We start from the raw sequence: 11,905 nt of genomic DNA, 5'->3' as shown, positions 1-11,905 counted from the left end.
GGAGTGAAAAAAATCTGTTATCTGCGCTGGGGCGGCACCCAGCGCAAACACGGGATTCAGGCGGTTTTAATGTCGGCGATAGACATCGATGCTGCCATCAGCATTTTTATGAATGATCAGTTCCCCCAGCGAGCCGAGCACCATATCGACATCATCCAGCCGTTCAGCATCCGACGGCGGATTAACGGCAATGACGTGGCAACCTGCGGCCAGCCCGGAGAGAATGCCAGCAGCAGCATCTTCCACCACCACGCACTCTTCAGGCTCCAGGTCAATGAGCTGGGCGCCGAGCAGATAGGCATCGGGTTCCGGTTTGCCGCGCTCTACACGTTCTGCGGTAACAAAGGCTGCCGGGGCGGGTAACCCAGCCGCAGCATGCCGGGCGCTGGCAACCGGCACCGAACCGGAGGTCACAATAGCCCAGGGGATGGATAATTCATCCAGCGTTGCCAGCAGCCGCAGCGCGCCCGGCAGGGCCACAATGCCGTCGGTATCGCCCGCTTCCAACGTTTCCAGCGCCACAAACTCCTGCTGGATCTCCTGAGCGGTTGCTCCCGCCATAAAGTGGCGCAGCGACGTGATGGCCTGCTTGCCGTGGATAAAGCCCAATACCTCGTCAGCGGCTATGCCGTGGCGTTCCCCCCAGCTTGTCCAGGCACGCTCAACCACCGCAAGGGAATCGACCAGGGTGCCATCCAGATCAAATAGAAAACCTTTACACTTCACTCCATCCCCCTTCTTGATATAGATGATAAGCGCAGTGTGTGCGCTGTAAGGCCGCCGTTAGCGAGCAAGACCAACATATTTTCTTAAAGATCGTCAAGGAAGGTTTTATCCAGCTGTTTAAACGCGCGCCTGAGGACATCTGCCAGAGACTGATAGGTCGGTTTACCTTCGATGGGCGCAATGGCCTGACCCGCAGCCTGCAACTTTTCACGCACATCGTGGAACCAGCCCAGTAAAGCGGGCGGTAGCGGCGTCACCGAACGTTTTCCCAACCACCATAGTCCCTGCATCGGCAGGCTACAGGCGAACAGCGCGGTGGCAACGGCGGGCCCCAGCTGCCCGCCAAGAGCAATTTGCCAGCTCAGGCAAAAGACAGCCACTGGCGGCATAAAGCGTATTGAGAAGCGTGTGGCGCGCGACACTCTATTTTCAGGAAACATTGGCGCAAGACGTTTATCGACGGGCCATGTCTTCATATAGTGCTGTCCGTGCTGGAACAGTTTGAACCAACCCACGGAGCCAGATTCATTAGCCATGGCAAACCTCAACTTCTAAGATAATTTTTAAAAAAAAGACGCAATACACCAACTCTACCTTAAAGAAATCAAAATATTTTGTTTTTGCGAGTGACTCTGGTTATCCTGTGCGCATTTATTACCCTGGACAGCCGCGACATGCTGCATGGCTCAAGGTGCAAACGCATAAAACAACAGAATTCAGACCATCAGAATTCCAATTTTTTTTGCTTTTGAACAACGCTTTTAAAAGCCAGATGTCCAATATTAATGTAGCAGCTTTCACGCGTCACGCTGATCGTCTGATTGACTTTTATTTCGTCACCTTAAACAAATAGGACCTTCCATGTCGAGTAAGTTAGTACTGGTTCTGAACTGCGGTAGTTCTTCCCTGAAATTCGCCATCATCGATCCCGCTAACGGTGACGAGTATCTGTCAGGTTTAGCTGAATGTTTCCATCTGCCGGAAGCCCGCATCAAATGGAAGCTGGACGGCGCTAAACAGGAAGCGGCGCTGGGCGCTGGCGCTGCACACAGCGAAGCACTGAATTTCATGGTGAAAACTATTCTGGCACAAAAACCAGAACTGTCGGCACAAATTGCTGCAATCGGTCATCGTATCGTTCACGGTGGCGAAAAGCTCACTCATTCGGTGGTGATTGACGAGTCCGTTATCCAGGGCATCAAAGACGCCTCTTCTTTCGCACCGCTGCATAATCCGGCGCACCTGATCGGTATCGATGAGGCGCTGAAAAACTTCCCTCATCTGTCAGATAAGAATGTCGCCGTTTTTGACACCGCTTTCCATCAGACAATGCCTGAAGAGTCTTATCTCTACGCCCTGCCCTACAAACTGTACAAAGAACACGGCGTGCGTCGCTATGGCGCCCACGGCACCAGCCATTACTACGTGACCCAGGAAGCGGCTAAAGCACTCAACAAGCCGGTGTCCGAACTGAATATCATCACATGCCACCTCGGCAACGGCGGCTCCGTTGCGGCCATCCGTCACGGCGAATGTGTGGACACCTCAATGGGTCTGACTCCGCTGGAAGGTCTGGTCATGGGCACGCGCAGCGGCGATCTCGACCCTGCCATTATCTTCTTCCTGCACGATACGCTGGGCATGAACGTTGGCGCCATCAACAACATGCTGACCAAAGAGTCTGGCCTGCTGGGTCTGACCGAAGTTACCAGCGACTGCCGCTATGTTGAAGATAATTACGATAGCAAGGCCGATGCTAAACGTGCGATGGATGTTTACTGCCATCGCCTGGCCAAATATATCGGCTCCTACTCGGCACAAATGGATGGCCGCCTGGATGCGGTTATTTTCACCGGCGGTATCGGCGAAAACTCCTCAATGGTGCGTGAACTGACGCTGAATAAGCTGGCGCTGCTGGGTATCGAGGTTGATGCAGAGCGTAATCTCGCCGCTCGCTTCGGCAAATCCGGCTTTATCAACAAAGAAGGCACCCGCCCGGTGCTGGTGCTGCCAACCAATGAAGAGTTAGTTATCGCCCAGGACGCCAGCCGCCTGACCGCATAATGACCTTTTGTGTCCGTCAGCTCAGACTGACGGACCTGTTTCAGACACCACGTTTTATCTGGTCAACCGCGTTTGCGTGGCGGAGATCGGCAACGGCTTCACCCGATAGAGACCCACCGTTGCACAGTTCCGCCCTCAAGACTCTTCCCCGGATGGTATCAGTGGGACGAACAGCACGCGGCGTGGGAGGCCAGTCCAAAGGAGAGCTTATCGTGTCCCGAACTATTATGTTGATCCCTACCGGCACCAGCGTCGGCCTGACCAGCGTCAGCCTCGGCGTTATTCGTGCTATGGAGCGTAAAGGCGTTCGTCTTAGCGTGTTCAAACCTATCGCCCAGCCACGCGCCGGAGGCGACACGCCGGATCAAACCACCACCATTATCCGCAAACACTCCGATATTCCCGCCGCCGTACCGCTGGCTATGAGCCGCGTGGAGTCACTGCTGGGTTCCAACCAGCAGGACGTGCTGATGGAAGAGATCATCGCCAGCTATCACGAAAATACCCAAGAGGCTGAAGTGGTATTGGTAGAAGGCCTGGTTCCCACGCGCAAGCACCAGTTCGCCTCCGCGCTGAACTATGAAATTGCCAAAACGCTGAATGCTGAAATCGTCTTCGTGACGGCGCTGGGCAATGACTCGGCGGATCAGCTGAAAGAGCGCATTGAACTGACGCAGGCCAGCTTTGGCGGCAGCAAGAATAAAAGCATTACCGGCGTCATCATCAATAAACTCAATGCTCCGGTGGATGAACAAGGCCGTACCCGTCCAGACCTGTCGGAAATTTTCGATGATTCCAGCAAAGCCAGCGTGGCCAATATCGATCCGAAACAGCTGTTTGCCAACAGCCCGCTGCCGGTACTGGGCTGCGTGCCGTGGAGCTTTGAGCTGATCGCCACCCGCGCTATCGATATGTGCCGCCACCTGAACGCCAGCGTGATCAACGAAGGCGAAATTGCGACACGCCGCGTGAAATCGGTTACGTTCTGCGCACGCAGCCTGCCTAATATGCTGGAACATTTCCGCCCTGGCTCCCTGCTGGTCACCTCTGCCGATCGCCCGGACGTGCTGGTCGCTGCCTGCCTGGCCGCGATGAACGGAGTCGAGATTGGCGCCATCCTGCTGACCGGCGGCTACGCCATTGATGCACCGATTCAGAAACTGTGCGAACGTGCCTTCCAGACCGGCCTGCCGGTATTCCGCGTTGATACCAATACCTGGCAGACCTCGCTTAGCCTGCAAAGTTTTAACCTCGAAGTGCCGAGCGATGATACCCAGCGTATTGAACGCGTGCAGGAGTATGTGGCCAGCCACATTGATGCCGAGTGGATCGAATCCCTGACCGCCACCTCCGAGCGCAGCCGTCGCCTGTCCCCACCGGCATTCCGCTACCAGCTCACCGAGCTGGCGCGCAAAGCCGGCAAGCGCATCGTACTGCCGGAAGGTGACGAACCGCGTACCGTTAAAGCGGCGGCTATCTGCGCCGAACGCGGTATCGCCACCTGTATCCTGCTGGGCAACCCGGAAGAGATCCAGCGCGTTGCGGCAGATCAGGGCGTTGAGCTGGGCAAAGGGATTGAAATTGTCGATCCGGCCAGCGCACGCGAACACTATGTGGCGCGTCTGGTGGAGCTGCGTAAGAGCAAAGGCATGACCGAAGTGGTGGCGCAGGAGCAGCTGGAAGATAACGTGATGCTCGGCACCATGATGCTGGAGCGCGGCGAGGTGGATGGACTGGTCTCCGGGGCGGTACACACCACGGCGAATACCATTCGCCCGCCGTTGCAGCTGATCAAGACCGCGCCAAACAGCTCGCTGGTCTCGTCGGTGTTCTTTATGCTGCTGCCTGAGCAGGTGCTGGTGTACGGCGACTGCGCCATCAACCCAGACCCGAACCCGGAGCAGCTGGCAGAGATCGCGATCCAGTCTGCAGATTCAGCGCTGGCGTTCGGTATTGAACCGCGCGTGGCGATGATCTCCTACTCCACCGGTAACTCTGGAGCCGGTAGCGATGTGGAAAAAGTGCGTGAAGCCACGCGCATCGCCCAGGAAAAACGTCCCGATCTGGTGATCGACGGGCCGTTGCAGTACGACGCGGCGATTATGGCCGACGTGGCAAAATCAAAAGCGCCAAACTCCCCGGTTGCGGGCCGCGCTACCGTGTTTATCTTCCCGGATCTGAACACCGGTAACACCACCTACAAAGCGGTGCAGCGCTCTGCCGACCTGATCTCCATCGGGCCAATGCTACAGGGCATGCGCAAGCCGGTTAACGACCTGTCGCGCGGCGCGCTGGTAGACGATATCGTCTACACCATCGCCCTGACGGCAATTCAGTCGAAGCAGGCTGAGGGCTAAACGCCAACACCGCAGTGGGCCTGTTTAAGGCCCGCTTTTTTTTAACTATTGCAGCACCACATCCAGCGCCCGCAGATGCTGCGGCTGCCATGACAGCATCACTTCACTGCCCGCCTGCCAGCGTCCGTCCATTTTGTCCGGTGACAGCTTCACCATAAAGTTGCCCTGCCCCGCCACTTCCGTCAGCATACGCACATGATCGCCCAGGTAGATAAACTGCTGGACGCGCGCTTTAATTTGTTCGTCACCCTGCTGCGGCGCGTTAACGTTAATCCGCTCCGGACGGATGCTGAGCTGGATTTTTTTACCCGGCGAACTTGGCCGCACCTTCAGCGCATCCAGCTCGCTGCCGTCGTCCAGCCGCACGCGATAATAATCGCCGCTGGCAGAAATCTGCGTGGCCAGCAGGCTGTTATTTTCGCCGATAAACTGCGCGACAAAGGCGTTGGCCGGCTGCTCGTAAAGTTTGCCCGGACTGTCCATTTGCTGGATCACCCCATCGTTGAATACCGCCACCCGGTCCGACAGGGTCATCGCTTCGCTCTGATCGTGCGTCACATAGACGATGGTCAGTCCGAGCAGCTCATGCAGCTGTTTAATCTCCAGCTGCATATGTTCGCGCAGCTGCTTATCCAGCGCGCCCAGGGGTTCATCCATCAGCACCAGCTTCGGCTCAAACACCAGCGCTCGCGCCAGCGCCACACGCTGCTGCTGGCCACCGGACATCTGCGCCGGATAGCGGTCGGCCAGCGGAGTCAGCTTGACCATGTCGAGAATGCGCGCCACGCGCTGTTTGATATCAAACCGGCTCATGCGGCGGATAGAGAGCGGAAACGCCAGGTTTTCCGCCACCGTCATATGGGGAAACAGGGCATAATTTTGAAACACCATGCCGATATCGCGCTGGTGCGGAGGCAGGATATGCAGCGGCCTGTCGCGCAGAAAAATTTCCCCATCGGTCGGCGTTTCGAAACCGGCCAGCATCATCAGGCTGGTGGTTTTCCCCGATCCGGAAGGCCCTAACAGGGTGAGAAATTCCCCTTCCTGCACGTCCAGATTCAAATTGCGAACCACCAGCTTTTCGCCGTCGTAGCTCTTTTTAATGTTTTTAAAACTCACCAGTGATCTCATCGCATTCTCTCGTCAAACGGGGAAAAAACATCCGGGCACGCTTTGTGTATCACTGAAACCGGGCGCATCTGTCGGGCGGCTCTTTTTTAGCTCTACCACAACAAATTTCGTTTCGACAAGCAGAATTTACGAAACCCATAAAAAAAATCCTGAAAGTGAGAACTCTCAGGATATTGTTTTTTATCGTTTTTTTAGATGCGCACTAAAATGCGTCACAAAAAAGCCGTGCACAATCAGGGAATTTCAGGTGACTGCACCAGCGTAGTGCATGACGCTTAACGTTGCAGTCGACGCGCCAGGCAGGCCAGGATCGGCGCGAACTTTTCCGCCATCTGCTGCTCGTCGACGCAGGCATAGCCCAGCAGCAGTCCGCGCCGCGCCGTACCCAACAGGTAGTAAGCCGACAGCGGGCGCGTCAGAACGCCGTTCTGTTCCAGCTCGGCGCTGAGCGCCACGTCATCAATGTTATCCGGCAGCGCCAGGATCAAATGCAGCCCGGCGTTGGTCTGGCGGGCAATAAAACTTTCCCCCAGATTTTCCCGAATAGTCTGCACCAGCGCGGCGCGGCGGCGGCTGTACAGCTGGCGCATCCGCCTGACGTGCGCGGCGTAATGTCCTTCACGAATAAACTCGGCCAGGGTCAGCTGTTCCAGACCGTTACCGCCCCGATACAGCTCCGAATGGGCCATTTTCATGCGCGCCGCCAGCGGCTTAGGTACGACCATGTAGCTCAGACGCAGGCCGGGATAAAGGGTTTTGCTGAACGTACCGAGATAAATGACCGGAGCATCAGGCGCCAGCCCCTGCAACGCCGGGATCGGCGTTTCGGTAAAGCGAAACTCGCCGTCGTAGTCATCCTCCACCACCCAACTGCCAGCGCTTTTTGCCAGCGCCAGCAGCTGATGGCGGCGTTGCAGGCTCATCACCGAACCCAGCGGGTACTGATGCGAAGGCGTGACGCAAATCAGCCGCGGCGGCCGTGCTTCGCCACTCAAATCGGGTAACGTCAGGCCCTGTTCGTCTACCTCCGTTGGCAGCAACTCAACGCCGTTAACCGCCAGCACGTTACGAATGCCCCAGTAGCCAGGCTCCTCAACCCATGCCCGGTCGCCCGGATCGCAAAGCATTTTCGCCAGCAGATCCAGCGACTGATGGGTTCCGGCGGTGATAAGGATCTGTTCCGGCGTGCAGTTGACCGATCGGATCACGCGCAGGTAGCTCGCCAGCGCCTGCTGTAGCTGCTGGCATCCACCGTGACCGGAGTAGCTCAGCGCCTCCACCGGCATGCGGCGGCTCAGACGCAGATGAATTTTGCGCCAGATATCATGCGGCATATGGCTGACGTCCGGCACGCCCGGCATAAACGCGCCCCACTGATGCGCCCCCGCTCCGCTGCGCGTCAACAGACGCGATCCACGGCCGGAGAGCCGGACAAAGTCAAACGCCCGGCCGTCCGTCTGCGGCCGGCTGCCGATGTCAGGAACGCTCTCCGGCAGCGAGTCACTGACGAAAGTCCCGCTGCCGGTACGGGTTTGCAGATAACCCTCGGCCTGGAGCTGCTCGTAGGCGGTCAGCACCGTATTGCGTGATACCGACAGGTCCTTTGCCAGGTCACGGGACGCGGGCAGGCGGCTGCCGGTGGCGATAGAGCCATCCTGAATGGCGCACTGCAAGGCGTCATACAAACGTTTGCCCAGCGTACCGTTGAGGGTCTGAGCCAGGCGATGTGCGAGCAGGTCACCGAGTAGGGTTAGCAAAATTGGTTCCTTGAAATTTTAAAAACTGGCTCTGGATTATCAAACCCCGGAAAGGCTAAAAAGCAAGGAGAGCCGAGAATACGCGGCGTGGATATTCCTGGTTATTCAGGCGACATCGGGACGCACAATAATGCAGTCTGAAGCATCCGGAGTACAGCACGCGTCGAATTTTGATAAGGGATAAGCCATGAACAACCGTGAAACAGAAAGACGCCGTCTGGATGCCACCCCGCGTGGCGTGGGCGTAATGTGCGATTTCTATGCCGTCAAAGCGGAAAACGCCACGCTGTGGGATGAGCAGGGGCGCGAGTACACCGACTTTACCGCCGGTATTGCCGTGCTCAACACCGGTCACCGTCATCCGAAAGTGATGGCGGCGGTCCATGCCCAGCTGGAGTGCTTCACCCATACCGCCTATCAGGTGATCCCCTACGAGAATTACATTCGTCTCGCCGAACGGCTCAACCATCAAGTTCCCATCGACGGGCCCTGCAAAACTACGTTCTTCTCCAGCGGAGCCGAAGCGGTGGAAAACGCGGTGAAAATCGCCCGCGCCGCCACCGGTCGCCCTGGGGTGATCGCCTTCAGCGGGGCCTTCCACGGCCGCACGCTGCTGACGATGGGCCTGACCGGCAAGGTCACCCCTTATAAAACCGGTTTTGGCCCCTTCCCGGCATCGGTTTTCCACGCCCGCTACCCGAATGCACTGCATGGTTACAGCGTGGAGGATGCGCTGGAAAGCCTGGAAACCCTGTTTAAATGCGATATCAGCCCGCAGCAGGTGGCCGCCATTATCTATGAGCCGATTCAGGGCGAAGGCGGCTTTAATATTGCGCCTGAAGCGTTCGTCAGCGCGCTGCGCAAACTCTGTGACCAGCACGGCATCCTGTTGATTGCCGACGAGATCCAGACCGGCTTCGCGCGCAGCGGAAAGCTATTTGCCAGCGAATACTACCCGGATGCCCGACCCGACCTGATGACGATGGCGAAAAGCCTCGGCGGCGGCCTGCCGATTTCCGCCGTCAGCGGCCGCGCCGAACTGATGGATGCGCCTGAGCCCGGCGGGCTGGGGGGGACCTATGCCGGTAACCCGCTGGCGATCGCCGCCGCGCTGGCGGTACTGGAGGTGATTGAAGAGGAACAGCTGTGCACCCGTGCCTTACGCCTCGGCGCAGAGCTGGTAGAAGCCCTGAATTCCAGCGGCTGCGCGGCGCTGGCCGAAGTACGCGCTCGCGGTTCAATGGTAGCGGCAGAGTTTAACGACCCGATCGACGGCAGGCCCTCTTCCGCCATAGCGCGCCGCATTCAGCAGCGCGCGCTGGAACAGGGGTTAATTCTGCTGACCTGCGGCGTACACGGCAACGTCATCCGCTTTCTCTATCCACTGACCATCCCCGATGCGCAGTTTAAGACGGCCCTCAAGCTGATCGCTTCACTGCTGCGCGACTGATTGCGTGAGAATGGCACGGATACTGCATCGATAAATATAAAATAATCAGGAGGTTAGTATGATTAAAAAACTGGCAGCCATCACGATCGCCATGTTTGGTCTACCGATACAGGCCGAGAGCCTGACGGTCATCTCCTTTGGCGGGACCAATAAAGACGCCCAGCAGAAAGCGTTCTACCAGCCGTTTATGGCGGCGGGCAATGGCGCTATTGAAGCGGGTGAATACAACGGTGAAATGGCACGTTTACGCGCAATGGTGGAAACCGGTCAGGTCGGCTGGGATCTGGTGGAGATGGAAACCCCCGAGCTGCAACGCGGCTGCGAGGAGGGGCTGCTGGAACCGCTGGACTGGAGCAGGCTGGGTAATAAGGCCGATTTTATTCCCGCGGCGGTCAGCGAGTGCGGTGCCGGGATCTTCGTCTGGTCCACCGCCCTGACCTATGACGCCAGCAGGCTGAAAACGGGCCCGAAAAGCTGGGCCGATTTCTGGGATGTCAACACGTTTCCCGGCAAACGCGCGCTGCGCAAAAGCGCAAAATATACGCTGGAAATCGCGCTGCTGGCCGATGGCGTAAAACGCGAGGATGTTTACCGCGTGCTGGCTACCCCTGCCGGCGTCGAGCGCGCATTTAAAAAGCTCGATAGTTTGAAGCCCAATATTCAGTGGTGGGAATCGGGCGCGCAGCCGCTACAGTGGCTGGTTTCTGGCGATGTGGTGATGAGTTCGGCCTACAACGGGCGCATTGGCGCAGCACAGGATGAGGGCCATAACTTCAACATTGTCTGGGACGGTGCGCTGTATGACCTCGACAACTGGGCGATCGTCAAAGGCTCAAAACATAAGGCGCTGGCGGAACGGTTTATCGCCTTCAGCAACCGGGCGGAGAACCAGAAGGTGTACGCCGAAAATATCCCCTATGGCCCGACCAATATCAACACCAGCACACTGCTCACCCCGCAGCGCCTGAGCAAGCTGCCCACCGCGCCGGAAAACCTCGCCGTCTCATTGCAGGTCAACAGCAGCTTCTGGCTGGAACATGGCGAAGATCTGGAGCAGCGCTTCAATGCCTGGGCTGCCAGATAACAGCCATCAGGGTAGCCCCGGCCGGGTGATAGCGGCCATCAAACCGATAAGGAAGCAGCTATGAGTCAAAACCTCGTGATGGAATCCCCTATGCCCCCGGCTGACGGGGCGGCCCTGCCCGACCTTCACCAGCGGCTGCGCCAGGCGGATGGGGTGAAAACCCGACGTTCCCTGCTGCTGATTGCGCCGCTGCTGGTTTTCGTGGTGATTTGTTTTCTGTTTCCCATCGCCTCTATTTTAAGTAAAAGCGTTGCCAACCCGGAATTTCATGACAATCTGCCGCAGACCAGCGCCGCGCTGCAACAGTGGTCGGGCAAAACCCTGCCGGACGAGGCGCTGTTCGCCGTTATGGGGGAAGAGCTGGTTGCCGCCCGTAAAGACGGTCGCCTGGCCATTGTCGCCAAACGCCTGAGCTATGAAGATGCCCGCTACCGCCGTCTGATTGTCACCGCACCACGGCTGGTTCCTGCCTCCGGTAGCGGGGTGAAAACGGCATTTATCGCCGGGCAACCGTTATGGGGTGAACTGAGCACCTGGCAAACTCTGAAACGCGTGGCCAGCCCGCTGACCAGTTACTATCTGCTGTCGGTGTTTGACCGTAAGGTCGATGCGGAAACCGGCGTCGAACGGGCGCTGCCAGCGGACCAAGCGCTGTATGTCAACGTGCTGCTTCGCACATTGTGGATGGCGACGGTGGTCACGCTGCTCTGTGTCGGCATCGGCTACCCGCTGGCCTGGTGGCTGGCGAAGCAGCCCTCTAACCGCGCCAATCTGCTGATGATCCTGGTGCTGCTGCCCTTCTGGACCTCGCTGATCGTGCGTACCGCCAGTTGGATCGTTCTGTTGCAGTCCGGCGGCCTGATCAATCGCGCCCTGATGGCGACCGGCATCATCGACCATCCCCTGACGCTGGTGTTTAACCGCATCGGCGTGTTTATCTCCATGACCCATATTCTGCTGCCGTTTATCGTGCTGCCGCTTTATGCGGTGATGAAGGGTATTCCGCCAGGGTATGTGCGCGCCGCCGTCTCGCTGGGAGCACATCCTTTCGTCGCTTTCTGGCGCGTCTACGTGCCGCAAACTTATGCCGGTATCGCCGCCGGAGCGTTACTGGTGTTTATGATGGCGATAGGCTACTACGTCACCCCTGCCCTGCTGGGCGGGCCGGACGATCAGATGGTGAGCTATTTCGTCGCCTTCTTCACTAACAGTACGATGAACTGGGGAATGGCCGCCGCGCTGGGAAGCCAGCTGCTGGTTATCGTGCTGCTGCTGTATATCGTTTACGTGCGCGTGACCCGCACCTCTGCCGAAGCGGCAGCCCACTAAGGAGATA

At 57.8% G+C, this 11,905-nt stretch carries 9 protein-coding genes; 5 read left to right on the top strand and 4 right to left on the bottom strand.

Annotated elements, in window-relative coordinates:
- Nucleotides 1-66 precede the first annotated feature (66 nt).
- Nucleotides 67-726, bottom strand: coding sequence for a sugar phosphatase (locus tag ETA_RS07055; RefSeq protein ID WP_012440939.1), 660 nt, complete (start codon nucleotides 724-726; stop codon nucleotides 67-69).
- A gap of 83 nt (nucleotides 727-809) precedes the next feature.
- Nucleotides 810-1,262, bottom strand: a complete 453-nt coding sequence (gene yfbV / locus ETA_RS07050) for a terminus macrodomain insulation protein YfbV (protein WP_012440938.1) — start codon at nucleotides 1,260-1,262, stop codon at nucleotides 810-812.
- A gap of 325 nt (nucleotides 1,263-1,587) precedes the next feature.
- Here yfbV and ackA point away from each other — a divergent pair, with 325 nt between their 5' ends.
- Both ackA and pta read left to right on the top strand, forming a co-directional pair.
- Nucleotides 1,588-2,790, top strand: coding sequence for an acetate kinase (ackA, locus tag ETA_RS07045; RefSeq protein ID WP_012440937.1), 1,203 nt, complete (start codon nucleotides 1,588-1,590; stop codon nucleotides 2,788-2,790).
- 212 nt (nucleotides 2,791-3,002) lie between these two features.
- On the top strand, nucleotides 3,003-5,147 hold the full coding sequence (pta, locus tag ETA_RS07040; RefSeq protein WP_042958760.1) for a phosphate acetyltransferase: 2,145 nt from the start codon (nucleotides 3,003-3,005) through the stop codon (nucleotides 5,145-5,147).
- A gap of 45 nt (nucleotides 5,148-5,192) precedes the next feature.
- Here pta and ETA_RS07035 read toward each other — a convergent pair whose 3' ends face one another.
- Nucleotides 5,193-6,278 carry an ABC transporter ATP-binding protein gene (locus ETA_RS07035; protein WP_012440935.1) on the bottom strand — a complete coding sequence of 362 codons (1,086 nt, stop codon included), beginning with the start codon at nucleotides 6,276-6,278 and terminating at the stop codon, nucleotides 5,193-5,195.
- Between the two features lie 275 nt (nucleotides 6,279-6,553).
- Entirely contained in the window at nucleotides 6,554-8,035 is a 1,482-nt protein-coding gene (gene pdxR / locus ETA_RS07030; protein WP_012440934.1) for a MocR-like pyridoxine biosynthesis transcription factor PdxR, read from the bottom strand.
- A 187-nt stretch (nucleotides 8,036-8,222) separates the two neighbouring features.
- On the opposite strand from pdxR, the gene ETA_RS07025 reads away from it, so the two are divergent.
- From ETA_RS07025 to ETA_RS07015, 3 genes are read left to right on the top strand one after another with little or no spacing between them, the layout of a single operon-like run.
- Nucleotides 8,223-9,485, top strand: a complete 1,263-nt coding sequence (locus ETA_RS07025; protein ID WP_012440933.1) for a 4-aminobutyrate--2-oxoglutarate transaminase — start codon at nucleotides 8,223-8,225, stop codon at nucleotides 9,483-9,485.
- A gap of 58 nt (nucleotides 9,486-9,543) precedes the next feature.
- A complete protein-coding gene (locus ETA_RS07020) occupies nucleotides 9,544-10,569 on the top strand; it encodes an ABC transporter substrate-binding protein (RefSeq protein WP_012440932.1) in 1,026 nt (341 codons plus the stop codon).
- A 60-nt stretch (nucleotides 10,570-10,629) separates the two neighbouring features.
- On the top strand, nucleotides 10,630-11,898 hold the full coding sequence (locus ETA_RS07015; RefSeq protein ID WP_012440931.1) for an ABC transporter permease: 1,269 nt from the start codon (nucleotides 10,630-10,632) through the stop codon (nucleotides 11,896-11,898).
- Nucleotides 11,899-11,905: the final 7 nt, after the last annotated feature.

This window comes from Erwinia tasmaniensis Et1/99, assembly GCF_000026185.1.
Classification (GTDB): Bacteria; Pseudomonadota; Gammaproteobacteria; order Enterobacterales; family Enterobacteriaceae; genus Erwinia; species Erwinia tasmaniensis.
Note: the sequence above shows the minus strand (reverse complement) of the source record. Positions and strands in the feature narration are given on the sequence as shown.